19 protein-coding genes are annotated in these 23,838 nt (G+C 67.9%); 3 read left to right on the top strand and 16 right to left on the bottom strand.

The genetic code is table 11. The features are described from left to right. Positions 1 to 111: 111 nt before the first annotated feature. From M8R19_RS16705 to purE, 3 genes are all read right to left on the bottom strand, one after another. Positions 112 to 357: a GlsB/YeaQ/YmgE family stress response membrane protein gene (locus tag M8R19_RS16705; RefSeq protein WP_074986098.1), complete on the bottom strand. Its 246-nt coding sequence runs from the start codon at positions 355 to 357 to the stop codon at positions 112 to 114. A gap of 112 nt (positions 358 to 469) precedes the next feature. Next, positions 470 to 1,555: a 5-(carboxyamino)imidazole ribonucleotide synthase gene (locus M8R19_RS16700; RefSeq protein ID WP_116425763.1), complete on the bottom strand. Its 1,086-nt coding sequence runs from the start codon at positions 1,553 to 1,555 to the stop codon at positions 470 to 472. Between the two features lie 8 nt (positions 1,556 to 1,563). After that, complete coding sequence (gene purE / locus M8R19_RS16695) at positions 1,564 to 2,055, bottom strand: 5-(carboxyamino)imidazole ribonucleotide mutase (RefSeq protein ID WP_009614245.1); 492 nt, start codon at positions 2,053 to 2,055, stop codon at positions 1,564 to 1,566. A 309-nt stretch (positions 2,056 to 2,364) separates the two neighbouring features. On the opposite strand from purE, the gene adhP reads away from it, so the two are divergent. Next, positions 2,365 to 3,399, top strand: coding sequence for an alcohol dehydrogenase AdhP (gene adhP / locus M8R19_RS16690; RefSeq protein ID WP_249918366.1), 1,035 nt, complete (start codon positions 2,365 to 2,367; stop codon positions 3,397 to 3,399). A 316-nt stretch (positions 3,400 to 3,715) separates the two neighbouring features. On the opposite strand, the gene M8R19_RS16685 is transcribed toward adhP, so the two are convergent. From M8R19_RS16685 to M8R19_RS16670, 4 genes are all read right to left on the bottom strand, one after another. Further along, on the bottom strand, positions 3,716 to 6,133 hold the full coding sequence (locus M8R19_RS16685; RefSeq protein WP_249918365.1) for a TonB-dependent siderophore receptor: 2,418 nt from the start codon (positions 6,131 to 6,133) through the stop codon (positions 3,716 to 3,718). 114 nt (positions 6,134 to 6,247) lie between these two features. Next, positions 6,248 to 7,243, bottom strand: a complete 996-nt coding sequence (locus M8R19_RS16680) for a FecR family protein (protein ID WP_249918364.1) — start codon at positions 7,241 to 7,243, stop codon at positions 6,248 to 6,250. After that, complete coding sequence (locus tag M8R19_RS16675; protein ID WP_074986107.1) at positions 7,233 to 7,826, bottom strand: RNA polymerase sigma factor; 594 nt, start codon at positions 7,824 to 7,826, stop codon at positions 7,233 to 7,235. The genes M8R19_RS16680 and M8R19_RS16675 overlap by 11 nt, the downstream gene beginning before the upstream one ends. 122 nt (positions 7,827 to 7,948) lie before the next feature. Next, positions 7,949 to 8,863: a LysR substrate-binding domain-containing protein gene (locus M8R19_RS16670; RefSeq protein WP_064584908.1), complete on the bottom strand. Its 915-nt coding sequence runs from the start codon at positions 8,861 to 8,863 to the stop codon at positions 7,949 to 7,951. A 222-nt stretch (positions 8,864 to 9,085) separates the two neighbouring features. On the opposite strand from M8R19_RS16670, the gene M8R19_RS16665 reads away from it, so the two are divergent. Further along, positions 9,086 to 10,510, top strand: a complete 1,425-nt coding sequence (locus tag M8R19_RS16665) for an aspartate ammonia-lyase (RefSeq protein ID WP_009614250.1) — start codon at positions 9,086 to 9,088, stop codon at positions 10,508 to 10,510. A 482-nt stretch (positions 10,511 to 10,992) separates the two neighbouring features. Here the strand turns inward: M8R19_RS16665 and zapA are convergent, their stop codons facing one another. The 9 genes from zapA to gbca form a co-directional block, all read right to left on the bottom strand. Next, positions 10,993 to 11,292: a cell division protein ZapA gene (zapA, locus tag M8R19_RS16660; RefSeq protein ID WP_116425769.1), complete on the bottom strand. Its 300-nt coding sequence runs from the start codon at positions 11,290 to 11,292 to the stop codon at positions 10,993 to 10,995. Continuing rightward, positions 11,289 to 11,519: a hypothetical protein gene (locus M8R19_RS16655; protein ID WP_249918363.1), complete on the bottom strand. Its 231-nt coding sequence runs from the start codon at positions 11,517 to 11,519 to the stop codon at positions 11,289 to 11,291. Before M8R19_RS16655 ends, zapA begins: the two co-directional genes overlap by 4 nt. 261 nt (positions 11,520 to 11,780) lie before the next feature. Further along, positions 11,781 to 12,554 (bottom strand): electron transfer flavoprotein subunit beta, encoded by a 774-nt coding sequence (etfB, locus tag M8R19_RS16650; protein WP_074986113.1) that lies wholly within the window; start codon positions 12,552 to 12,554, stop codon positions 11,781 to 11,783. A 118-nt stretch (positions 12,555 to 12,672) separates the two neighbouring features. Then, positions 12,673 to 13,905 (bottom strand): electron transfer flavoprotein subunit alpha, encoded by a 1,233-nt coding sequence (gene etfA / locus M8R19_RS16645; protein ID WP_249918362.1) that lies wholly within the window; start codon positions 13,903 to 13,905, stop codon positions 12,673 to 12,675. A gap of 277 nt (positions 13,906 to 14,182) precedes the next feature. Continuing rightward, positions 14,183 to 16,150 carry a dimethylglycine demethylation protein DgcB gene (dgcB, locus tag M8R19_RS16640; RefSeq protein WP_249918361.1) on the bottom strand — a complete coding sequence of 656 codons (1,968 nt, stop codon included), beginning with the start codon at positions 16,148 to 16,150 and terminating at the stop codon, positions 14,183 to 14,185. 107 nt (positions 16,151 to 16,257) lie between these two features. Beyond that, on the bottom strand, positions 16,258 to 18,318 hold the full coding sequence (dgcA, locus tag M8R19_RS16635; RefSeq protein ID WP_074986121.1) for a dimethylglycine demethylation protein DgcA: 2,061 nt from the start codon (positions 18,316 to 18,318) through the stop codon (positions 16,258 to 16,260). Positions 18,319 to 18,392: 74 nt separating this feature from the next. Continuing rightward, positions 18,393 to 18,923, bottom strand: a complete 531-nt coding sequence (locus M8R19_RS16630; RefSeq protein ID WP_043256596.1) for a DUF5943 domain-containing protein — start codon at positions 18,921 to 18,923, stop codon at positions 18,393 to 18,395. Between the two features lie 105 nt (positions 18,924 to 19,028). Then, the gene (locus M8R19_RS16625; RefSeq protein WP_116425775.1) at positions 19,029 to 20,006 is read right to left on the bottom strand and encodes a dipeptidase; all 978 of its coding nucleotides are present in this window, start codon (positions 20,004 to 20,006) and stop codon (positions 19,029 to 19,031) included. Positions 20,007 to 20,707: 701 nt separating this feature from the next. Next, positions 20,708 to 21,997 carry a glycine betaine monooxygenase oxygenase subunit gene (gene gbca, locus M8R19_RS16620; RefSeq protein ID WP_249918360.1) on the bottom strand — a complete coding sequence of 430 codons (1,290 nt, stop codon included), beginning with the start codon at positions 21,995 to 21,997 and terminating at the stop codon, positions 20,708 to 20,710. Positions 21,998 to 22,444: 447 nt separating this feature from the next. On the opposite strand from gbca, the gene gbcB reads away from it, so the two are divergent. Beyond that, entirely contained in the window at positions 22,445 to 23,548 is a 1,104-nt protein-coding gene (gene gbcB / locus M8R19_RS16615; RefSeq protein ID WP_249918359.1) for a glycine betaine monooxygenase reductase subunit, read from the top strand. Positions 23,549 to 23,838 lie beyond the last annotated feature (290 nt).

The raw sequence follows: 23,838 nt of genomic DNA, 5'->3' as shown, positions 1-23,838 counted from the left end.
GACGGCGGATGACCTTCACCGCCCGCCCGGGCCGGGCGAGCGGGAATCGGCGCACATTCTTGGGGATCGCCGGGCAAATGACCAGCGCGAAGCGCTACCCGGCGTAGAGCCTCAGTTCTTCTTCACGAAGGCGTAGATGACCAGCAGGATCACCGCGCCGACCACCGCGCCGATGAACCCGGCGGTCTGCCCGGCCTGGTAGATGCCCAGGGCCTGGCCGCCATAGGTGGCCAGCAGCGAGCCGCCGATGCCCAGCAGAATGGTCATGATCCAGCCCATGCTGTCGTCCCCCGGCTTCAGGAAACGGGCGATGAGGCCGACGATCAGGCCGATGACGATGGTTCCGATTAAACCCATGGCTTTCCCTCCTGTGGGTGGACGCGCCAACCGGCGCGTCCTTGTCTGACAGTGTAGGAAAGCCTGGCGTTCCGCGCGGCCGCCCGCCATGAGAAGCGGGCGGCCGAGTGCGTCAGCCCTTGCCGATAAGGGCTTCGACTTCGCCGATGCGCGCCTTGAGGGTGGCCAGGTCCTTGCTGCGCAGGGTGGCGTGGCCGACCTTGCGCCCGGCCTTGAAGGCCTTGCCGTAGTGGTGCAGGTGGCAATCGGCGATGCTCAGCACCTCGGCCACCGGCGGCACTTCGCCGATGAAGTTGAGCATGGCGCTCTCGCCCACCTTGGCGGTGGAGCCCAGCGGCAGGCCGGCCACGGCGCGCAGGTGGTTCTCGAACTGGCTGCACTCGGAGCCTTCGATGGTCCAGTGCCCGGAGTTGTGCACGCGCGGGGCGATCTCGTTGGCCTTCAGGCCGCCGTCCACCTCGAAGAACTCGAAGGCCAGCACGCCGACGTAGTCCAGCTTGTCCAGCACGCGGCCGACATAGTCCTCGGCCAGCTTCTGCAGCGGGTGCTCGCTGCTGGCCACGGACAGGCGCAGGATGCCGTTCTCGTGGGTGTTGTGCACCAGCGGGTAGAAGCGCGTCTCGCCGTCGCGGGCGCGCACCGCCACCAGCGAGACTTCGCCGGTGAAGGGCACGAAGCCTTCGAGGATGCAGGGCACGCTGCCCAGCTCGGCGAAGGCGCCGGTCACGTCCTCGGGCTTGCGCAGGACCTTCTGGCCCTTGCCGTCGTAGCCCAGGGTGCGCGTCTTGAGCACTGCCGGCAGGCCGATGCTGGCCGCGGCGGCGTCGAGGTCGGCCTGGGACTGGATGTCGGCGAAGGCCGGGGTGGGAATGCCCAGGTCCTTGAACATCGACTTCTCGAACCAGCGGTCGCGGGCGATGCGCAGCGCGGAGGCCGAGGGGTAGACCGGGACGAACTGCGAGAGGAAGGCCACGGTCTCGGCCGGCACGCTCTCGAACTCGAAGGTCACCAGGTCCACTTCGTCGGCCAGCTGGCGCAGGTGGTCCTGGTCGCTGTAGTCCGCGCGGATGTGCTCGCCCAGGGCCTGGGCGCAGGCGTCCGGCGCCGGGTCGAGGAAGGCGAAATCCATGCCCAGCGGGGTGCCCGCCAGGGACAGCATGCGGCCCAGCTGGCCGCCACCGATGACACCGATCTTCATGGTTCTGCTCAGGCCTCGCGGGGGTCGGGGTTGTCCAGCACCGAGGTGGTCTGCTCGGTGCGGAAGCGCTTGAGCGCGTCGTGGTATTGCGGGTGCTTGCCGCCGAGGATGCTCGCCGCCAGCAGCGCGGCGTTGATGGCGCCGGCCTTGCCGATGGCCAGGGTGGCGACCGGCACGCCGCCGGGCATCTGCACGATGGACAGCAGCGAGTCGACGCCCGAGAGCATGGACGACTGCACCGGCACGCCGAGCACCGGCAGGTGCGTCTTGGCCGCGCACATGCCCGGCAGGTGGGCGGCGCCGCCGGCGCCGGCGATGATCACCTCGATGCCGCGGCCTTCGGCCTCTTCGGCGTACTGGAACAGCAGGTCCGGGGTGCGGTGGGCGGAAACCACCTTCACTTCATGGGGGATGCCCAGCTTGTCCAGCATGTCCGCGGTGTGACTAAGGGTGCTCCAGTCGGACTTGGAGCCCATGATCACGCCAACCAGTACGCTCATCGTCGTGCCTCTTGGTGGTGCGCGTGCCGCGCGTCAAAAACCAACAAGCCACGCATTCCGGTCCCGGGCGTGGCTTGTACATGGACGAACCGACGAGCGGGGCCGGTTCGGAGGCGGCGCAGTATACCGCAAGGCCGCGCCGTTCGTGGAGTCCGTGCGCGGGCCGTTGGGCGGGTGCTACCAAGGGATGAGGCGCGCGGTCCTTGCTCCAGCTCAATATCGCCTAGGCTCAAGGGCTCAGACTGATGCAACCCGCGGCGCAGACCGGCTTTCGCCCGCCCCCGTTCGTTTGCACAAGGAGAGCTTGCCATGTCCTCGACCCTGCCCCAGACCATGAAAGCGGCAGTGGTGCACGCCTTCGGCGCGCCGCTGCGCCTGGAAGAAGTGAAGGTGCCGCTGCCCGGCCCCGGCCAGATCCTGGTGAAGATCGAGGCCTCCGGCGTCTGCCACACCGACCTGCACGCCGCCGAGGGCGACTGGCCGGTGAAGCCGAGCCTGCCGTTCATTCCCGGCCACGAGGGCGTCGGCTACGTCGCCGCGGTAGGCGCCGGGGTGACCCGGGTGAAGGAAGGCGACCGCGTCGGCGTGCCCTGGCTGTACACCGCCTGCGGCTGCTGCGAGCACTGCCTGACCGGCTGGGAAACCCTCTGCACGCACCAGCAGAACACCGGCTACTCGGTGAACGGCGGCTACGCCGAATACGTGCTGGCCGACCCGAACTTCGTCGGCCACCTGCCCAAGGGCATTGGCTTCACCGAAATCGCCCCGATCCTCTGCGCGGGCGTTACCGTGTACAAGGGCCTGAAGGAAACCAAGGCACGCCCCGGCCAGTGGGTGGCCATCTCCGGCATCGGCGGCCTGGGTCACGTCGCGGTGCAGTACGCCAAGGCCATGGGCCTGCACGTGGTGGCGGTGGACGTGGACGACGCCAAGCTGGAGCTGGCGCGCAAGCTCGGCGCCAGCCTGACCATCAACGCGAAGAAGGAAAACCCGGTGGAAGTGGTCCAGCGCGACATCGGCGGCGCCCATGGCGTGCTGGTGACGGCGGTGTCCAACAGCGCCTTCGGCCAGGGCATCGGCATGGCCCGCCGCGGCGGCAGCATCTCCCTGGTCGGCCTGCCGCCGGGCGACTTCCCCACGCCGATCTTCGACGTGGTGCTCAAGGGCCTGCACATCACCGGCTCCATCGTCGGCACCCGCGCGGACCTGCAGGAGGCGCTGGACTTCGCTGGCGAGGGGTTGGTGAAGGCGACGGTGAGCGCCGGGAAGCTGGAGGATATCAACGGGATTTTCGACAAGATGCGGGCGGGGGAAATCGAGGGGCGGATTGTGGTGGAGATGTAGGCGCCTAGCTCTTGCTCACGAAAGGTGTTTCCCGACGGCTCTAGTGCGTTGGGTTAACTCCGCCCCCTCTCCCCAGCCCTCTCCCTGAAGGGAGAGGGGGCTTGTCCGTGCCGAGAGAAGATATGGTTTCAGCCGGAAACCGACGGAGTTGCCGGCTGACTCCAGAACACCCAGCCCTGCCCAACGGTCCCCTCTCCCTCCAGGGCGGGGCGCGCAGCCGAGGGTTAGGGAGAGGGCGCTCTTCAGGTCAAACACCGAGCCCAACCGGCAGAACCCCGTTCGCGAGCAAGCTCGCTCCTACGAAAAGACCCTCCCGTCAAAACTCCACGGTGGTGGAAACCTCGAACTGCCGCGGCTCGCCCACCGCGACGTAGAGGTTGTTCGCCGCCGACGGGTAGTACTCGCGGTTGAAGACGTTCTTCACATTGAACTGGAAGCCAACGTTGTGCCCGCCCAGCTGGGTGTCGTAGCTGGCGAAGGCATCGGCCACCGTGTAGGACGGCAGCTCGAAGGAATTCGCCGGATCGCCCGCGCGCTTGCCCACGTAGCGGGCGCCGCTGCCCAGGCGCAGCCTGTCGCCGCCGAAGAGGCTGCCGGCGTCGTACACCGCCGATAGCGAGGCGGTCTGCTTGGCCACGTTCTGCAAGCGGTTGCCTTCCAGCTCCGGGTCCTCGGTGACTTCCGCGTCCAGCCAGGCGTAGCTGCCCAGCAGGCTCCAGCGTTCGCTGAGCTGGCCGGCCAGGTCCAGTTCGGCGCCGTAGCTGCGCACCTTGCCGGCGGTGCGCACCACGGTGTCGCCGTTGGCGTCGAGCTGGTTGACCATGACGTTGCGCTTGCGGATGTCGAAGAACGCCAGGTTGCCGCTGATGCGCCCGGGAATGTCCATTTTCGCGCCGATCTCCCAGGAACTGGCTTCCTCCGGCTGGATCGCCGAGTCGATCACCTGGCCGGTGGACAGCGGCGCGATGGTCGAGTTGGGCTTGAACGAGCGGGTGTAGCTGCCGTACAGCGAGAACTGGTCGTCGAAGCGGTAGACCACGCCGGCGCGCGGCACCCACTTCTGCCCGTTCAGGTCGGTGTTGGCCTTGAACGGCCGGCCGCGGCCGGCGTACTGGTCGAACATCTGGTAGCGCCCGCCGGCGACCAGGATCCAATGCTCGTCCAGGTGCCAGGAATCCTGCAGGAACAGCGAGTCGCTGCGCAGCTTGTCGGTCTGGTCGCTGTCGCCGGGGCTGACGTCGGTGGCCGGCGACACCTGGCCGTAGGCCGGGTCGTTGTAGTCCAGGGTGTTAGTCCTGCTGCTGCGGATCAGGTCGGCGCGGTAGATCTTGCGCTTCTCGCTGTCCATGCCCAGCACCAGCTCGTGGCGGAAGCCGCCCAGCTGCACGTCGCCCAGCAGCGAGGCGGTGGCGAAGCTGTCGCTGCTCACCGCGCCGTGGGTGCCGTCGACGCGGCGGGTGACGGTGCCCCTGGCGCTGTTCACCGCGGTCACCCGCGCCTGGTTGTCGTCATAGGTCTCGCGGGTCCAGCCGTAGGCCAGGTGCGCCTTCCACTGCTCGTCGAGCTGGTGCTCGATGTCCAGGCGGGTCAGGTCGGAGCGGCCTTCGGTGATGTTGAAGGGCTCGTCCAGGCGGCGGGTGCGCGGCAGGTCCAGGGGCTTGTTGGTCCGGGGGTCGATGGCGGTGCCGCGGTCGAAGGGCGTCTTGAACTCGCGGTGCTCGTAGCCGAGTGTGACGGTGGTGGCCTCGCCGAACCAGGCCAGCGAGGGCGCCACCAGGGTTTCGCGCTGCTGGCCGAAGTCGCGCCAGTAGTTCTCGTCCTGGTGGTCGACGATCAGCCGGTAGGCCAGCGGCGTGTCGCCGATGCCGCCGGTCGTGTCGATCTGCGCGCCGCTGCCCTGCTTGCCGTGGGCGTAGGTGGAGCCGCGCAGGGTCACGGCGTTGTATTGCTCGAGCTGCGGCTTCTTGCTCACCACGTTGACCACCCCGCCCGGGTCCTGGATGCCGTAGAGCAGCGAGGCCGGGCCCTTGAGCACTTCGACGTGGTCGGCCGTGGCGGTGAGGTTGCGGCCCAGCACCGAGGGCAGGCCGTCGCGCATGATGGAGCCGTCGCGGTTGTCGCCGAAGCCGCGCTTCATCACCGCGTCCTGGGTGCCGCCGAGGGTGTTGGCCTGGGTCACGCCGCTGATGTTGTTCAGCGCGTCGTCGAGGTTGCGCGGCTTCTGGTCGCGGATCGCCTGGGCCGGCACCGTGACGATGCTCTGCGGGGTTTCCATCAGCGCGGTGCCGGCGCGGTTGATCGAGCTGAACGGCGCCGGCTGGTAGCTCTGTTCGGCATTGGCCAGCGCCGAGACGGTGGTGGCGTCCAGGCTCAGGGCGTCGGCGGGGATGCGTTCGAGGGTGACGCTGCGCCCGTCCAGCGGGCGGAAGCGCAGGCCGGAGCCGGCCAGCAGGCGCTCCAGGGCCTCGGCGGCGCTGTACTGGCCGCGCAGCGCCGGCGCCTGCAGGGCGTAGGGCGCCTCCTCGGTGTAGACCACGCTGAGCCCGGTGACGCGGCTGAATTCGCTCAGCGCCTGGGGCAGCGGCTGTGCCGCCAGGGCGAAGGCGTAGCGCGACTGCAGGCTGGCGGCGGCCGGTTCGGCGGCCTGCGCCGGCAGGTTCGTGACGCCGGCCAGGGCGCCGAGCAGGGCGAGGGTCAGGGGCTTGAGGGTGGAACGGGGACGCTGCGCTTTCATGGGCTTCTCGGGACTCGAAGGGCGGATTGCAACTGCGAATACATCGCATTCATGTCCACTACACGGAGCAGCCCCTCAGGTACCTCAGTGCCCGGCGGAAAAATTTTTCGCGGCTCAGCGGATCAGCACGAAACGCCCCAACAGATGCTGCTGGCGGAAGCCCACCACGGCCTGCAGCGAATCCAGCGCCGCCTGCGGGTCGTGGCTGGGGAAGCTGCCGCTGACGCGGCGCTGCGCCAGCTCGTCGTCGAGCAGCAGGATGCGCCCGGCGTACCAGGGCGCCAGGCGCTCCAGCACCTCGCCCAGCGGCGCGCGGTAGAAGGTCAGCCAGCCCTGGCGCCAGGCCAGCGCGGCGCGGCCGTCGGCGGCCTCGGGGGCGCCCAGGGTGGCGCCGAAGCTCACCCGCTCGCCGGCGCCCAACACCACTTCCGGCGCGCCCACGGCCCGGCTGGCGCGCACCGCCACGCGGCCCTCGGCCACGGTGACGCGGGCCTGGTCGCCCAGCCGGCGGACTTCGAATTCGGTGCCCAGCACCCGCGCCTCGCCCTCGCCCACCCGCACCACGAAGGGCTTGGCCAGGTGTTGCACGGCGAAGGAGGCGGCGCCGCGCAGCAGTTCGACGCGGCGCTGCTCGCCGTCCAGGGACACGGCCACGGCGCTGTCGGCGTCGAGCGTCAGGGTGGAGCCGTCGGCCAGCTTCACCTCGCGGACTTCGCCCGGCGCGCTGACGTAGTCGGCGGCCAGGTCGGCGTACCAGTGCCCCGGCTGCCACCAGCCGCCGGCCCAGAGCATCAGCAGCAGGCAGGCGGCGCTGGCCAGCGGGTAGAGCCAGCGCCGCGGGTTGCCCTGCCGGCGGCCACGCGGCGGGCGCTGCATGGCGTCGAGGTAGCCCCGCAGGGCGTCGCCCTCCTCCGCCGCCAGGCGCCGCGCCGGGCCCTCGCTGGCGCGCCACAGCGCCTCGGCCTCGGCGTAGGCCTCGGCATGTTCCGCGGCCTCGTCCAGCCAGCGCCGCAGCGCCCCGGCATCCGCCTCGCCGCCGTGCACGCGCGCCAGCCACAGGCGCGCCTGGCGCCGAGCGTCGGCCGGGAGGGTCGGGGTGTCAGGCGTCATGGCGTGGGGCTCCGCTGCGGGCGGCCGGTTCGGCGGGCTCCAGGCTCGCCTTGCAGGCATCGAGGGCGCGCATCATATGTTTTTCCACGGCGCTGCGGGTAACCCCCATGGCCTCGGCGATCTCGCCGTAGGTGCGGCCGTGCACGCGGCTGAGCAGGAACACGTGGCGGGTGCGCTCGGGCAGCGCGCGCAGGGCCTGTTCGACGCGCTCCAGCTCGGCGCCGGCCTGCACGGCCTGTTCCGGCGAGGGCTGCGCGGCGTCCTCGTCGGGCAGCAGCACGCTCAAGGTGCGGCCGCGGGAATCCTCGCCGCGCAGGTGGTCGATGGCCAGGTTGCGCGCGCTGCGCAGCAGGTAGCTGCCCATCTCCTCCACCGGCGCCTGGGGGCGTTTCCAGAAGCGCAGGAAGAGTTCCTGGACCAGGTCCGCCGCGGTCGCCCGGCAGCCCACGCGGCGGCGCAGCAGGGCCTCCATGCGCGGGCGCTGGCTGAGGAACACGCGCAGGAAGTCCTCGCGCCCCGCGCTTTCGCCGGGCGCCGTCGGTTCGGCCGCGGGCGGCCGGACGGGGGACTCGTGGTCGGACATGGACTGCGGGCTCGCCAGCGGTCCGCGCCGGGGCCGGCGCGAGGGGAAGCCCCCTGGCAAAGGCGCAAATGATAATGCTTATCAAATGAGCCTGGTAGCCCCGGCCATCCGCCGGGGCCGGCTCAGGCGCTCTCGCCCAGACCCAGGCCGCCCTCCAGCTTGCGCCAGAGCAGGCGGATCTGCGCCTTGCGCACCAGAGCGCAGCGGTACAGGCGGATTTCCTGCGGCACCACCCAGTGCGGGCCGCCGCAAACTGCCAGCTCGCCTCGGGCCAGTTCGGCCTCCATGCTCAGGCGCGGTACCCAGGCCACGCCCATGCCCTGCAGCGCCATGCTCTTCAGGCTGTCGGCCATGGCCGTCTCGTAGACCGTGGTGTAGCGCAGGTTGCGCTGGCGCAGCAGCAGGTTGACGCCGCGGCCGAGGAAGGCGCCGGCGCTGTAGGCCAGCAGCGGCACGCTCTGGCCGCTGTCGAGGTCGTACAGCGGCAGGCCGGCGGAATTCACCGCGCATACCGGAAGCATCTCGGTGCGGCCCAGGTGCAGCGAGGGGAACACTTCCGGGTCCATCTGCAGCGCCGCGTCCGGATCGTAGAAGGCCAGCATCAGGTCGCAGCCGCCCTCGCGCAGCAGGTGCACGGCCTCGCCGACGTTGGTCGCCACCAGGCGGCTGGCGATATTCAGGCCCTCGGCGCGCAGCCGGGCGATCCACGCCGGGAAGAAGCCCAGGGCCAGGGAGTGCGCGGCGGCGAACTGCAGCACCTCGCCCTGCCCGCCTTCCAGGTGGTGCAGGTGGCGCACCACCTGGCCGAGCTGCTCGACCACCGCGCGCGCGGTGACCAGGAACAGCTGGCCGGCCTCGGTCAGTTCGATGGGCGTGCGCTGGCGGTTCACCAGGGTCAGCCCGAGGGCGTCCTCCAGGCTGCGGATGCGCCGGCTGAAGGCCGGCTGGGTGACGAAGCGCTTCTCCGCGGCCTGGGAGAAGCTGCGGGTGGTGGCCAGGGTGCTGAAGTCCTCCAGCCATTTGGTTTCCAGGTTCACGTCGTCTCCTCCCGGCGCGGCGGGATGGTCTTGATCGATCGGTCAGTGGATGAACGGGCGCGCATAGCATGGCCACACGCTCGCCGTCATCAGGTCGTCACAGAATACATTATGCCGTTTGTGCATGAGACAGCTTCCAACAGCATTGGCCGACGATCGGCGAAATCCCTAGTCTAGTGGGCATCGCGGCGCTGGCCGTGTTCTCCTGAGAAAAATCTCATCATGTCCCCTGTTGCATCGTTCCGCATCGAGAAAGACCTCCTCGGCACCCTCGAAGTACCTTCTGACGCCTACTACGGCATCCAGACCCTGCGCGCTGTGAACAACTTCCGCCTTTCCGGTGTGCCGCTGTCGCACTACCCGAAGCTGGTCGTCGCCCTGGCGATGGTCAAGCAGGCCGCGGCCGATGCGAACCACAAGCTGGGCCACCTGCCCGGCGAGAAACACGCCGCCATCAGCGAAGCCTGCGCTCGCCTGATCCGCGGTGACTTCCACGACCAGTTCGTGGTGGACATGATCCAGGGTGGCGCCGGTACCTCCACCAACATGAACGCCAACGAGGTGATCGCCAACATCGCCCTGGAAGCGATGGGCCACGCCAAGGGCGAGTACAAGTACCTGCACCCGAACAACGACGTGAACATGGCGCAGTCGACCAACGACGCCTACCCGACCGCCATCCGCCTGGGCCTGCTGCTGGGCCACGACACCCTGCTGGCCAGCCTCGACAGCCTGATCCAGGCCTTCGCCGCCAAGGGCGAGGAGTTCGCCAACGTCCTGAAGATGGGCCGCACCCAGCTGCAGGACGCGGTGCCCATGACCCTCGGCCAGGAATTCCACGCCTTCGCCACCACCCTGGGTGAAGACCTCGACCGCCTGCGCCGCCTGGCCCCGGAACTGCTGACCGAAGTGAACCTCGGCGGCACCGCCATCGGCACCGGCATCAACGCCGACCCCGGCTACCAGCACCTGGCCGTGGAACGCCTGGCCGCCATCAGCGGCCAGCCGCTGAAGCCGGCCGCCGACCTGATCGAGGCCACCTCGGACATGGGCGCCTTCGTGCTGTTCTCCGGCATGCTCAAGCGCACCGCGGTCAAGCTGTCGAAGATCTGCAACGACCTGCGCCTGCTCTCCAGCGGCCCGCGCACCGGCATCAACGAGATCAACCTGCCGCCGCGCCAGCCGGGCAGCTCGATCATGCCGGGCAAGGTCAACCCGGTGATCCCGGAGGCGGTGAACATGTGCGCCTTCGAGATCATGGGCAACGACCTGGCGCTGACCATCGCCGCCGAGGGCGGCCAGCTGCAGCTGAACGTGATGGAGCCGCTGATCGCCTACAAGATCTTCGACTCGATCCGCCTGCTGCAACGCGCCATGGACATGCTGCGCGAGCACTGCATCACCGGCATCACCGCCAACGTCGAGCGCTGCCACCAGTTGGTGGAGCACAGCATCGGCCTGGTCACCGCGCTGAACCCGTACATCGGCTACGAGAACGCCACCCGCATCGCCAAGGTGGCGCTGGAAACCGGCCGCGGCGTGCTGGAACTGGTGCGCGAGGAGAAGCTGCTGGACGAGGCCACCCTGGCCGACATCCTGCGCCCGGAAAACATGATCGCCCCGCGCCTGATCCCGCTGCGCGCCTGATGCACCGCCCGGCGCGGGCCGGGCACGACTCACCGGTCGAGGGGCAGTACCCGCCTCTCACCCTTCAGGGATGGGCTATCCCCCGTCCCTTCTTTTATGCCCGGCGCGATGGGACTTCCCGCAGCGCCACGTCTCACCGGTCGAGAGGATATTCAGCCCTCTCTCCATTCATAGGGACGCCACGGATTGTGGTGTCCCTTTTTTTTCGCCTGGGGTTTGGGGGGTGGCTGCTGCTTTTCGTAGGAGCGAGCTTGCTCGCGAACGGGGCTGGCCGGTGAGAAAGAGCACCCTCTCCCTAACCCTCTCCCTGAAGGGAGAGGGGACCGTTCGGAGTGTTTGGATGCTTTGGAGTCAGCCGGCAAGCACCAAGCTTTCCGGCGAAAGCCTAACTCACCAGTGGCACGGCCTGGCTCCCTCTCCCTTCAGGGAGAGGGCGGGGGGAGAGGGGCTCTATTCCCGAGCACCAAGGCCCAGAGCAAAGATCAATCCTGCGCCTGCAAATGCGCACGAATACGCCGATTGAGCGCCGCAAGACGCTCGACCGTACGCTCCTCACCCTCTTCAGCCTCCCCACGCGGCGCCAACTGGCGGGCGCACAGGTTCAAGGCACTGAGCAGCAACAGCTCATTACTGGTGACATAGGGGAATTTCTGCTTGGCGGCGGCGATCTCCGCCTGCAACAGGGCGGCGGCCTCCTGCAGGGCGCGCTCCTCGCCGGCCGGCGCCTTGACGCTGTAGTCGCGGCCGAGGATGCGCAGGACGCGCACGCCGTCGTTGCTCATGCGCTGGCGCGGCTGTCGCTGACGCGGCGGACCAGGGCCTGTAGGCGCACGGCGGTGGCGTTGTGCTTCTCTTCCTGCTCCATCATCTGCAGTTGCAGGGCATCGTTGTCTTCGCTGGCCTTGCCGAGGCTGTCGCGCAGTTGGGCGTTGTCGTCGGCCAGTTGCTTGTTCTGCTGCAGCAGCTCAGCCACCAGTTGTTCGAGCTGTTCGATAGTGCTGTCGAGCATGGGAGTCTCCGAGGCCGTGGTAAAGGTCGCGGAGGATAAAGAAAAGTCGCCTGTGCGGCCAGGGAAATACACGCTTTCCTGACGGAAAGTATGCTGTCAATTCAATAGCTTAGAAGCCAAATTTCGTGCCATTTCAGCAGGTTGATCGCGCGACGAACCTCCGTAGGATGGGTTGAGCGAAGCGATACCCATCAGACCACGGCGATGGGTATCGCAAACTCAACCCATCCTACGAAGAGCGCATCGACGCAGTCGGCAAGCTCAGCGAATCACGCCTTCCTCGCGCAGCAGCTTGAAGATGGCTTCGGCGCCCGCCTCCGGGGCCAGGTCCTTGAGCACCTGGCCAGTGCCGCCGGAGGCCTTGGCGGTGGCGGCCTTCATGCGTTCGGCGCCGGTCTTGGCCTTGATCACCTTGAGCCGCTTGGGCCGCGGGCGCGCCGGTTGCAGGCTGCTGGCGGCGAGCAGGTCGTCCTCGACGACCTCCACCTCGTGGGCCTCGATGAAGCCACGCCGGGCCGGGCCGAAGGCGCTCTGGCGCGCCACCGGGGCGGCGTTGTCGACGCTGGCGACGAAGGGCAGGCGCACCTTCAGCCGGCGCCGCTGGCCGCGCGGCAGGGCCTGCAGCACCTGGGCGCTGCCGCCCTCGACCTTCTCCACCTCGGCCAGGCCCACCACCAGTGGCCAGCCCAGGCGTTCGGCGAGCAGGAACGGCAGCATGCCGGAGCCTTCGCCGGTCTCGGCCTGGCTGCCGGTGAGCACCAGTTGCGCGCCGGCGCCGCCGAGGTAGTCGACCAGCGCCGGCAAGGCGTCGGTGCCGGCCGGTTGTTCCAGCACCGCCAGCTCGTCCAGGCCCATGCCCAGATAGCTGCGCAGCGCCTCTTCCTGCGGGTTGCCGGCGTGCAGCACCTGCAGGCGCTTGCCGGCCAGGCGCAGGCCCAGTTCGACGGCGCGGGCATCCTGCTCGGCGCGACGGGCGCGGCCGGAGGCGGGGTGGGCGCCGATGGAGACCAGGGTGACGATGTTCAGGTCGGTCATGATGGGATCTCGACGCGGTGTTTATTGGGTTCCCGCGTGCGCGGGAATGACGGGGTTTGCCACGTGCCTTGTCTCCGGCATCGTCACCCCCGCGAACGCGGGGGCCCAGGGACTGCCTTCAAGCCGCATCCCGCGCCCCTCCCTGGCGATACTCCTCGGCCAGGCGGATCAGCGCCTGGAGAATCGCCGTGGAGTCGCCGATCACCGAAAGGTCGGCGCGTTTGATCATGTCGCAGCCGGGGTCCATGTTCACCGCCACCACCTTGTCGCAGGCGCCGATGCCTTGCAGGTGCTGGATGGCGCCGGAGATGCCCACCGCCAGGTAGACCCGCGCGGTGACCCAGGTGCCGGTAGCGCCGACCTGGCGGTTGCGCGGCATGTGGCCGTCGTCCACCGCCACCCGCGAGGCGCCTTCGGTGGCGCCCAGGGCCGCGGCGGCGCGGTGGAACAGGTCCCAGTCACGCACGCCGTTGCCGCCGGAGAGGATGAATTCGGCCTCGGCCATGGGAATCTGCGCCGGGTCCACGGCCACCGGGCCGAGGTCCTCGATGCGCGGCAGGTTGCGCGCCACGCCGCCTTCCAGGGCGACCGGGCAGGCCTCGTGGCGCGTCTCGCTGACCGGCTCGGCGCACTCGGCGGCGGCCAGGATCAGGCGCGCCAGCGGCCGTTGCAGGTCCTGCTGGCCGGCGCCGGCGCGGCCGATACAGCGCTCGCCCTCGGCCTGCCAGACGCGGGTGGCCGGGCGTTCGCCAAGGCTGGCGGCCAGGCGCCGGCCCAGTTCGCCGCCACCGGTGCGGCTATCGGGTAGCAGCCAGTGGCGCGGCACGAACTGGCCGTCCACGGCGCGCAGCGCCAGCACCCGCTGTTCCGGGGCGTAGCCTTCGTATTCGTCGCCCTCGACCTGCAGCAGGCGGTCGACGCCGGCGGTGTCGAAGGCGCTTTCCTTGTGTTCGCCGAAGACGATGGCCAGCACCGCGCCGGCGTCGCCGGCGAGCTTGCGGGCAAGGCCCAGCAGGTCGCGGTCGTGGCTGGAGAGGCGGCCGCCGACCATGTCCGGCACCACGGCGATGTAGAACGCCGGCTGCTCGATGACCTGCAGCGGCAGCTGCACCACTTCCGGCGCGCTGGAACGCTTGCCGGCGGTGCCCTGCTGGCCGCCGGAGCGGTCGATGCGCTTGACGCCGTTGGGACCGATGAAGCCAACGGCGTGGAGGTTCTTGCGGATCAGGCCGTTGGGGCCCATCCAGCGCACCTCACCGCCCTGGGCGGACTGCATGGCCGCGTGCAGCGGGTGCAGGCGGTTGCGGGCGATCCACTCGGCGCGTGGGTCGCGGCGGATGATGTCGCTCATGACAGAACCTCCAGCGAGCCTGGGCTTTTCGTAGGAGCGAGCTTGCTCGCGAACGGGCTGGCATCGAGGCCCGGGCCGCCCTCTCCCCCCGCCCTCTCCCTGAAGGGAGAGGGCGCTATCCGAGCGCCCCGGTAAGTAATGGCGCAGCGAACAACCCGGCTAAAGCCGATGTCCGCCGTGGCAGAGACGGTCCCCTCTCCCTTCAGGGAGAGGGCTAGGGAGAGGGCCTGCGGACTCACCGCCGGCACACGGCCAAGGCCTGAAGTCGTCCGAATCATCAATGCACCCCCACCACTTCTTCCCGCTTAACCGCCGCCGGCTTTTTTGCCGGCGCCTCCGCGCTCTCGATCAGCACCTCCGCCACCAGCTCGGCGATGTCCTTGATCTCCGGCCGCGGCGCCACCACGCCTTCGAGCATCGCGGTGCACTGCGGGCAACCCACGGCCACCAGCTCGGCGCCGGTCTCCTTGATGTCGACCATGCGCATGTCCGGAATCCGCTGCTTGCCGGGGATGTCGGTGATCGGCGCGCCACCGCCGCCGCCGCAGCAGCGCGAGCGGAAGCCGGAGCGTTGCATCTCCTTGACCTCGATGCCGATGGCCTTGAGCACATTGCGCGGCGCCTCGTACTCGCCGTTGTAGCGGCCCAGGTAGCAGGGGTCGTGGTAGGTCACGCTGTCGGCCTTGCTCTGGCCCAGCTGCAGCGCGCCGCTCTTAACCAGTTCGTCGATGAAGGTGGTGTGGTGCAGCACTTCGTAGCTGCCGCCCAGGGCGCCGTACTCGTTCTTCAGCACATGGAAGCTGTGCGGGTCGCAGCTGACGATGCGCTTGAAGCGGTACTGCGCCAGGGTGGCGATGTTGCGTTTGGCCAGGCTCTGGAAGGTCGCCTCGTCGCCCAGGCGGCGGGCCACGTCGCCGCTGTCGCGTTCTTCCAGGCCGAGCACGGCGAAGTCCACTTTCGCCGCCTTGAGGATCTTCACGAAGGCGCGCAGGGTGCGCTGGTTGCGCATGTCGAAGGCGCCGTCGCCGACCCAGAACAGCACGTCGGCCTGCTTCTGCTCGCTCATCAGCGGCAGGTTCAGGTCGGCCGCCCAGTTCAGCCGGCCGCCGGGGGCGAAGCCGCCGGGGTTGTCGGTGGCGATCAGGTTTTCCAGCACCTCGGCGCCCTTGTTCGGGGTGGCGCCCTTTTCCAGGGTGAGGTGGCGGCGCATGTCGACGATGGCGTCGACGTGCTCGATCATCATCGGGCATTCCTCGACGCAGGCGCGGCAGGTGGTGCACGACCACAGCGTCTCGGCATCCACCAGGGCCTTGCCTTCCAGCGCGACTATGGGCAGGTGCGGGCCACCGCTGTGCTCGCCCAGGGGCTTTCCGGGATAGGGCGAGCCGGCGAACTTGGCGTCGTTGCCGCCGGCCAGGCCGATGACCATGTCCTGGATCAGCTTCTTCGGGTTCAGCGGCTGGCCAGCGGCGAAGGCCGGGCACATGGCCTCGCACTTGCCGCACTGCACGCAGGCGTCGAAGCCCAGCAGCTGGTTCCAGGTGAAGTCGGTGGGTTTCTCCACGCCCAGCGGGGCCATGGGGTCGCTCAGGTCGAGGGCTTTCAGGCCGGTGGAGCGGCCGCCAGCGAAGCGCTCGGAGCGGCGGTGCCAGGCCAGGTGCAGGGCGCCGGCGAAGGCGTGCTTCATCGGCCCGCCCCAGGTCATGCCGAAGAACAGCTCGGAGACGCCCCAGGCCACGCCGATGGCGAGGATGGCCGCGAGGAACCAGCCACCGAAACCTTCCGGGAGGATGCCGGCCACGGGCAGCGTGGCGATGAAGAAGCTCGCCGAGAACATCAGCAGGCTCTTCGGCAGGCGCATCCATGGGCCCTTCGACAGCCGCGACGGCGGGTCGAGGCGGCGCTTGGCGACGAACAGCGCGCCGCCGAACATCAGCGCCGTGGCCGCCAGCAGGGCGAAGCCGAGGATCCGGCTGTGCAGGCCGAAGCCGTGCACGACGATGGCCAGCAGCGCCGCCAGGACGAAGCCGCCGGCGGTGGCCACGTGGGTCTTGGACATGTACTTGTCGCGCTCGACCACGTGGTGCAGGTCCACCAGGTAGCGCCGCGGCATGGCCAGCAGGCCGCCGAGCCAGTCGACCTGCGCGGGCCGCCCGCGGCGCCACATGGCGAAGCGCTTCACGGCGCCGAATGCGGCCAGTGCCAGAGCGGCAAAGAGCAGGAGGGGAAGAATCGTATTAAGCATGGGTCACCAGCCTTTTCGCTGAAGGCTGGAGGCTGGAAGCTGGACGAAAAAGCAGGCACGGTCGCTCTTTCGTTCAGCCTTCCGCCTCCAGCCTCCCACGGCTCTATTCAGAAATCCTTGCACAGCCGCAGCGCGTCGTAGATCGCCGCGTGGGTGTTGCGCTGGGCCACGCAGTCGCCGATGCGGAACAGCAGGTAGCCCTCGCCCGGCTCGCTGAGGCACGGCTGCGGCTTGATCGCGAACAGCGCCTCGACGTCGATCTGGCCCTTGTTGCGCGAGCCCTGCTTGAGCGCGTAGTACAGGCTCTCGTCCGGGCGCACGCCGTTCTCCACCACCACCTGGTCGACCACCCGCTCCTCTTTCGCGCCGGTGTATTCGTTCTCCAGCACCGCCACCAGCTTGTCGCCCTCGCGGTAGACCTTCTCCAGCATCAGGTCGCCGGTCATGATCACTTCCTTGGGGTACATGCTGCGGTAGTAGGTGGGGAAGGTGGTGCCGCCGATGGCCACGCCGGGCTTGATGTCGTCGGTGACGATCTCCACCAGCGCGCCCTTGTCGGCGAGGAAGTCGGCCACCGACATGCCGCTGAACTCGCAGATGGTGTCGTAGACCAGCACGTTCTTGCCGGGGGCGACCTTGCCGTCGAGGATGTCCCAGCTGCTCACCACCAGGCCCTCGGCGGCGCCCCAGTGTTCGTTCTGCTCGAGGAACGGGTGGCCGCCGTTGGCCAGCACCACCACGTCCGGGCGCAGGTCGAGGATGGTGTCGGCATCGGCGCCGGTGCCCAGGCGCAGGTCTATCCCCAGGCGCGCCAGCTCCAGCTGGTACCAGCGGGTGATGCCGGCGATCTGGTCGCGCTGCGGCGCCTTCGAGGCGGTGGTGATCTGCCCGCCGAGCTGGTCCTTCTTCTCGAACAGGGTCACGTCGTGGCCGCGCTCGGCCGCCACCCGCGCGGCCTCCATCCCGGCCGGGCCGCCACCGACGACGACGACCTTGCGCTTCACGCCGGTGGTCTTCTCGATGATGTGCGGCACACCCATGTATTCGCGGCTGGTCGCGGCGTTCTGGATGCACAGCACGTCCAGGCCCTGGTACTGGCGGTCGATGCAGTAGTTGGCGCCGACGCACTGCTTGATCTGGTCCACCTGGCCCATCTTGATCTTGGCGATCAGGTGCGGGTCGGCGATGTGCGCGCGGGTCATGCCGACCATGTCCACGTAGCCGCCTTCGAGGATGCGCGTGGCCTGGTTCGGGTCCTTGATGTTCTGCGCGTGCAGCACCGGCACGTTGACCACTTCCTTGATGCCCGCCGCCAGGTGCAGGAAGGGCTCCGGCGGGTAGGTCATGTTGGGGATGACGTTGGCCAGGGTGTTGTGGGTGTCGCAGCCGGAGCCGACCACGCCGATGAAATCGAGCATGCCGGTGTCGCTGTAGTACTTGGCGATCTGCTTCATGTCCTCGTGGGACAGGCCGTCCGGGTGGAACTCGTCGCCGCAGATGCGCATGCCGACGCAGAAGTCGTCACCGACCTCTTTGCGCACGGCCTTGAGCACTTCCAGGCCGAACTTCATGCGGCCCTCGAAGGTGCCGCCCCATTCGTCGGTGCGCTTGTTGACGCGCGGGCTCCAGAACTGGTCGATCATGTGCTGGTGCACGGCGGACAGCTCGACGCCGTCCAGGCCGCCTTCCTTCGCCCGGCGCGCGGCCTGCGCGTAGTTGCCGATCACCCGCCAGATCTCTTCCGGCTCGATGGTCTTGCAGGTGGCGCGGTGCACCGGCTCGCGGATGCCCGAGGGCGACATCAGCGTCGGCCAGTTGAAACCGTCCCAGCGCGAGCGGCGGCCCATGTGGGTAATCTGGATCATGATCTTGGCGCCATGCTTGTGCATGGCGTCGGCCAGGTTCTGGAAGTGCGGGATGATGCGGTCGGTGGACAGGTTCACCGAGCTCCACCACTCCTGCGGGCTGTCGATGGCGACCACCGAGGAACCGCCGCAGATGGCCAGGCCGATGCCGCCCTTGGCCTTCTCCTCGTAGTACTTCACGTAGCGCTCGGTGGTCATGCCGCCGTCGGTGGCGTAGACCTCGGCGTGGGCGGTGGAGAGCACGCGGTTGCGGATGGTCAGCTTGCCGATCTGGATCGGCTGGAACATTGCCTCGAAAGCCATTGCGGCATCCTCACGGGATCAGAGGTTTCTTGTTGTGGTGGCGGCCGGCGGGCCGCCTGTGCCGAAGTCGCGGATCAGAGCGGCTTGACGATGAACAGGCCGTCGTCGTGGCCTTCTTCCGAACCGCTGTAGACCTGCTCGGCCACGGTGCGGATGCTGCTGCCGCGGGCCTGGAGGATCTGGTCCATGGCGCCGGCGAACCAGCCGGTGAACATGTAGTCGACCTTGCGGTTGACCTTGCCGTACACGTACACGAAGGCGGAGTGCTTCAGGCGCACCTGGGCGGTGCCCTTGTCGAGGTCGATCTGCTCGATCTGGAACAGGCCCCAGCCGCGCTGCGACAGGCGCTTCATGTAGTGCTCGAACACCGCCACGCCTTCGATGCCGTGGCATTCGGCCTCTTTCTCGCACCAGTGCCAGGCGGACTTGTAGCCGGCCTTGTAGAGGATTTCGGCATAGCGCTCGGCGCCCAGCTCTTCCTCGATGCCCATGTGGTTGTTGACGAAGAAGTGCCGCGGCACGTAGAGCATCGGCAGGGCGTCGGTGGTCCAGACGCCGGTTTCGCTGTCGACTTCGATGGGCAGTTCGGGGGCGTGTTTGGCCATGGTTCGGTTCTCGGAATCCGGTTGATGATCTTGGCCGGCGGGGCGCCGGCATGGTGGGTATCGCTGCGCGCCACCCACCCTACGAAGGAAGTCGGCGACCCGGGCTTACTCGCCCCAGACGTCCGCCAGGACGCGCACCCAGTTCTCGCCCATGACCTTGCGCACCACGCGCTCGGGCATGCCGCGCTTGAGCAGGGTCTCGGTGAGGTTGGGGAACTCGCCCACGGTGCGGATGCCCAGCGGGTTGACAATCTTGCCGAAGTTGGTCAGGCGGCGGGCGTAACCCTTGTCGTGGGTCAGCCACTCGAAGAAGTCCTGGCCATGGCCCTGGGTGAAGTCGGTGCCGATGCCGATGGCGTCCTCGCCGACGATGTTCATCACGTACTCGATGGCCTCGGCGTAGTCGTCGATGGTCGAGTCGATGCCCTTGGCGAGGAAGGGCGCGAACATGGTCACGCCGACGAAGCCGCCGTGGTCGGCGATGAACTTCAGTTCCTCGTCGGACTTGTTGCGCGGGTGCTCTTTCAGGCCCGAGGGCAGGCAGTGGGAGTAGCAGACCGGCTTTTTCGATTCGAGGATGACTTCCTCGCTGGTCTTGCTGCCGACGTGGGACAGGTCGCACATCACGCCAACGCGATTCATCTCGGCGACGATCTCGCGGCCGAAGCCGGAGAGCCCGCCGTCGCGCTCGTAGCAGCCGGTGCCGACCAGGTTCTGGGTGTTGTAGCACATCTGCACGATGCCCACGCCCAGCTGCTTGAACACCTCGACGTAGCCGATCTGGTCCTCGAACGCGTGGGCGTTCTGGAAGCCGTAGAGGATGCCGGTCTTGCCCAGCTCCTTGGCGCGGCGGATGTCGGCGGTGCTGCGCACCGGGATGACCAGGTCGCTGTTCTCGCGGATCAGCTTGTTGCTGGCGACGATGTTGTTCACCGTGGCCTGGAAGCCCTCCCACACGGACACGGTGCAGTTCGCGGCGGTCAGGCCGCCCTTGCGCATGTCCTCGAAGAGTTCGCGGTTCCACTTGGCGATGATCAGGCCATCGATGACGATGCTGTCGGCGTGAAGTTCGGCTGGGCTCATCTGGCGTCTCTCTATATCAGGCAAGGCTTGTCGGGCTTGGCGCGCCGGGGCTTGTGCCGGCGCTTTGGAGGCAGCATATCCCCGGGTGGCGGGGCGGCCCGGTTCGAAAACGACCAGGGTCGTACCGAAAGCGTCAAGCCGGCGACATGCGCGACACCGAAGGCGTCGCGGGCGGGCATATGGGTATGAGGGGGGCGGTTTAGAGAGCCTGGGGGAATGAGGGGGGATGGCTTTTCGCGGGACGATGGCTTTTCGTAGGAGCGAGCTTGCTCGCGAACGGGGTTTGCCGGGAGCTGCAGGTGCAGGGTTTGAGAGCGCCCTCTCCCTAACCCTCTCCCTGAAGGGAGAGGGGACCGTTCGGAGCGCTCGGATATTTCAGAGTCAGCCGGCAGCTCTGCAGTTTCCGGCTAAAGCCATGCTCATCTCGGCACGGACTAACCCCCTCTCCCTTCAGGGAGAGGGCTGGGGAGAGGGAGCGGAGTCAATCCAACACACCAGAACCGCCGGGAAACACCGTTCGCGAGCAAGCTCGCTCCTACGAAAAGCAGCCGAACCCTCAACGATTGCGCCAGCAGGCCACCAGGTTCCACACCATCAACCCGCCAACGACCACCGAACTGCCATAGAACAGCAGACTATCCACGCTCTCCCCTCCGAAATGCAGGCGCCCCCAGTGAAGGGGGCGCCGGGTGGACCTGGGTTTACTCGTGAGCGACCAGCCGCGCGTGGGCGGACTCTTCGCCGAGGTTGTTGAGCATCCGCTCGCTGTACCAGTCAAGGAAGTTGATCACGCCGAACTCGTAGGTCTTGGAGTACGGGCCCGGCTGGTAGGCGGTGGAGTTGATGCCGCGCTGGTTTTCCTCGGCCAGGCGGCGGTCCTGGTCGTTGGTGGCATCCCACACTTCGCGCAGGCGCTGCACGTCGTAGTCCACGCCTTCCACCGCGTCCTTGTGCACCAGCCACTTGGTGGTGACGACGGTTTCCTGCGCGCTGATCGGCCACACGGTGAAGACGATCAGGTGGTCGCCCATGCAGTGGTTCCAGGAGTGCGGCAGGTGGAGGATGCGCATCGAGCCCAGGTCCGGGTTCTTGATGCGGCCCATCAGCTTCTTGCTGCCCTGCTTGCCGTCCATGGTCATGGACACGGTGCCGTCGAGCAGCGGCATGCGCACGATGCGGTTGCGCAGGCCGAAGCTGGCGTGGGCGTAGGGGATCTTCTCCTCGTCCCAGGCCTTGGTGCAGGCGGCCACCTGGTCCTTGAACGCCTGGCTGGCGCGCGGGTCGGTGACGTCGTCCCACTCCAGCAGGGTCTTCAGCAGCTCCGGGTGCGAGCCGTTGCAGTGGTAGCACTCGCGGTTGTTCTCGAGCACCAGCTTCCAGTTGGCCGCTTCGCGGATGGTGGTCTGCACGGCGACCTTGGTGTTCTCCATGTCGTACGGCTCCATGTAGTGCTCGAGCGTACGCAGGAAGTCGTCGATGGCCGGCGGGTTCTCGGCCAGGGAGATGAAGATGTAGCCGCCGGCGGTCTTCACGTTCACCGGCTTCAGGCTGTAGTCCTTCATGTCGAAGTCGGCGCCCATCTCGGTGCCGGCGAACAGCAGGCGGCCGTCCAGCTCGTAGGTCCACTGGTGATAGGGGCACACCAGCTTGGCCACCTTGCCCTTGTCGCTCACGCACAGGCGCGAGCCGCGGTGGCGGCAGACGTTGTGGAAGGCGTGGATCTTGCCCTCGGCGCCGCGCAGCACGATGACCGGGTTGTCGCCGATCTGCAGGGTGAGGAAGTTGCCCTTGGCGGGGATCTCGCAGGTCATGCCGGCGATCAGCCATTCCTTCTGGAAGATCTCCTGCATGTCGAGCTTGAACAGGCGCTCATCGTTGTAGAACGGCTGCGGCAGCGAGAAGGAATGGTCGCGGGTGCGCAGCATCTCGGCGGTGGCCTTGCGGGCCTGTTCCAGCGGATCGCCCAGACTCAGGGTGGTAGTGACGTCCATCGGTTGGTCCTCATGCCCCGCCGGGGATCGGCGGCGGCGAAATTGGGTGGCTGATACGGTTCGACGCTACGCAAGGTGGCGTTCACGGCCTTCGGCACTCCGGTGGCTCCGGAATCCCGCCCTGCCGATGGGCGGGGCCCGCGGCGGCGGGCGTGAAGGTCAGGCGCTCTGGTGGATTACCTTCGTTTCGGCTGGGGGCAGTGTGCGTCCGGGCCTTTGCGGTGCCTTATCCATGGGCGACACGACCACATCCGTTTCCGACCTGGCAGCCCCCGCCCCAGGCGGCAGGTCGCGATAAGCATGCAAATGTCGCTGGCAGGTAAGTGAGGGGCACGGGGCGTGCGCACAATCGGCCCCATCAGGCATGCCGAAAAGGCCGGGGCGAGCGTCCCCGCCCGGCGCTGCCCCATTCGGCCGGGAAACGGCCTGCGTGCGCGGAGAGACACCATGTCGACGAGCAACTTCCTCAACCCGGTGAACACCCAGACCTGGACCAACGGCCGCCACCTGGTGCGCTGCGTCAAGGCCATCCAGGAGACCTGGGACGTACGCACCTTCTGCTTCATGGCCGACCAGCCGATCATGTTCTTCTTCAAGCCCGGGCAGTTCGTCACCCTGGAGCTGGAGATCGACGGCCAGCCGATCATGCGTTCCTACACCATCTCCAGCTCGCCCTCGGTGCCCTACAGCTTCTCCATCACCATCAAGCGGGTGCCCGGCGGCAAGGTCTCCAACTGGCTGCACGACAACCTCAAGGAAGGCGACGTCGTCCCGGTGCACGGCCCGGTGGGCAACTTCAACGCCATCGACTTCCCCACCGACAAGGCGCTGTTCCTCTCCGGCGGCGTCGGCATCACCCCGGTGATGTCCATGGCGCGCTGGTTCTTCGACACCAACGGCTCGGTCGACATGGTCTTCGTGCACAGCGCGCGCACGCCGAAAGACATCATCTACCACCGCGAGCTGGACCACATGGCCTCGCGCATCGCCAACTTCAAGGTCCACCTGATCTGCGAGAAGTACGAGATGGGCGAGGCCTGGGCCGGCTACCGCGGCTTCCTGAACAAGGCCATGCTGCAGCTGATAGCCCCGGACTTCCTCGAACGCGAAGTCTTCTGCTGCGGCCCCACGCCCTACATGCACGCGATCAAGCGCCTGCTCGAAGCCGAAGGCTACGACATGTCGCGCTACCACGAGGAAGCCTTCGGCCCGACGCCGCCGGAAGTCCGCGAGGAAGTGAAGGAACTGGCCGCCGAAGCCGCCGAGGCCCCGGAAATCCCCGCCGCCGACCTGAACAACGTGGAGTTCTGCGAAACCGGCAAGAGCATCCGCGTGGGCCCCGGCGAAACCGTCCACGCCGCTGCCGCCAAGCTTGGCCTGCACATCCCCAAGGCCTGCGGCATGGGCATCTGCGGCACCTGCAAGGTGATGAAGCGCTCCGGCGAGGTGGAGATGGAGCACAACGGCGGTATTACCGACGAGGATGTGGCCGAGGGATACATCCTGTCGTGCTGCAGCGTGCCGAAGGGGGATGTGGTGATCGAGTATTGAGTGCGCTCGGGTAGGCCACGGTGCGAGGGTTCGAGCCCGCTCCCTCTCCCTAACCCTCTCCCTGAAGGGAGAGGGGACCGTTCGGAGCGCTTGGATGCTCTGGAGTCAGCCGGCCGCTCCGTCGATTTCCGGCTGAAACCATCACTTCTCTCGGCACGGACTGGCCCCCTCTCCCTTCAGGGCGGGGCGCGCAGCCGAGGGTTGGGGAGAGGGCGCTCTAAACCCCTTGCACTCCAGTCCCCCAAGGAATCCCAACCCGAAGATTTTTCAATTGCCCTCCCCGCCCCAAC

Origin of the sequence: Pseudomonas sp. R3.Fl (assembly GCF_023516765.1) — a bacterium.
Classification (GTDB): Bacteria; Pseudomonadota; Gammaproteobacteria; order Pseudomonadales; family Pseudomonadaceae; genus Pseudomonas; species Pseudomonas citronellolis.
Note: the sequence above shows the minus strand (reverse complement) of the source record. Positions and strands in the feature narration are given on the sequence as shown.

Excerpts from the sequence above, each read along its gene's own strand:
- adhP (WP_249918366.1), top strand. The coding sequence starts at position 2,365 with ATGTCCTCGACCCTGCCCCAGACCATGAAAGCGGCAGTGGTGCACGCC.
- M8R19_RS16630 (WP_043256596.1), bottom strand. The coding sequence starts at position 18,923 with ATGGCCAAACACGCCCCCGAACTGCCCATCGAAGTCGACAGCGAAACC.
- M8R19_RS16705 (WP_074986098.1), bottom strand. The coding sequence starts at position 357 with ATGGGTTTAATCGGAACCATCGTCATCGGCCTGATCGTCGGCCTCATC.
- gbca (WP_249918360.1), bottom strand. The coding sequence starts at position 21,997 with ATGGACGTCACTACCACCCTGAGTCTGGGCGATCCGCTGGAACAGGCC.
- M8R19_RS16685 (WP_249918365.1), bottom strand. The coding sequence starts at position 6,133 with ATGAAAGCGCAGCGTCCCCGTTCCACCCTCAAGCCCCTGACCCTCGCC.
- etfB (WP_074986113.1), bottom strand. The coding sequence starts at position 12,554 with ATGACCGACCTGAACATCGTCACCCTGGTCTCCATCGGCGCCCACCCC.
- etfA (WP_249918362.1), bottom strand. The coding sequence starts at position 13,905 with ATGAGCGACATCATCCGCCGCGACCCACGCGCCGAGTGGATCGCCCGC.
- M8R19_RS16655 (WP_249918363.1), bottom strand. The coding sequence starts at position 11,519 with ATGCTCGACAGCACTATCGAACAGCTCGAACAACTGGTGGCTGAGCTG.
- dgcA (WP_074986121.1), bottom strand. The coding sequence starts at position 18,318 with ATGGCTTTCGAGGCAATGTTCCAGCCGATCCAGATCGGCAAGCTGACC.
- purE (WP_009614245.1), bottom strand. The coding sequence starts at position 2,055 with ATGAGCGTACTGGTTGGCGTGATCATGGGCTCCAAGTCCGACTGGAGC.
- dgcB (WP_249918361.1), bottom strand. The coding sequence starts at position 16,150 with ATGCTTAATACGATTCTTCCCCTCCTGCTCTTTGCCGCTCTGGCACTG.
- M8R19_RS16675 (WP_074986107.1), bottom strand. The coding sequence starts at position 7,826 with ATGTCCGACCACGAGTCCCCCGTCCGGCCGCCCGCGGCCGAACCGACG.
- gbcB (WP_249918359.1), top strand. The coding sequence starts at position 22,445 with ATGTCGACGAGCAACTTCCTCAACCCGGTGAACACCCAGACCTGGACC.
- M8R19_RS16665 (WP_009614250.1), top strand. The coding sequence starts at position 9,086 with ATGTCCCCTGTTGCATCGTTCCGCATCGAGAAAGACCTCCTCGGCACC.
- M8R19_RS16625 (WP_116425775.1), bottom strand. The coding sequence starts at position 20,006 with ATGAGCCCAGCCGAACTTCACGCCGACAGCATCGTCATCGATGGCCTG.
- M8R19_RS16680 (WP_249918364.1), bottom strand. The coding sequence starts at position 7,243 with ATGACGCCTGACACCCCGACCCTCCCGGCCGACGCTCGGCGCCAGGCG.
- M8R19_RS16700 (WP_116425763.1), bottom strand. The coding sequence starts at position 1,555 with ATGAAGATCGGTGTCATCGGTGGCGGCCAGCTGGGCCGCATGCTGTCC.
- zapA (WP_116425769.1), bottom strand. The coding sequence starts at position 11,292 with ATGAGCAACGACGGCGTGCGCGTCCTGCGCATCCTCGGCCGCGACTAC.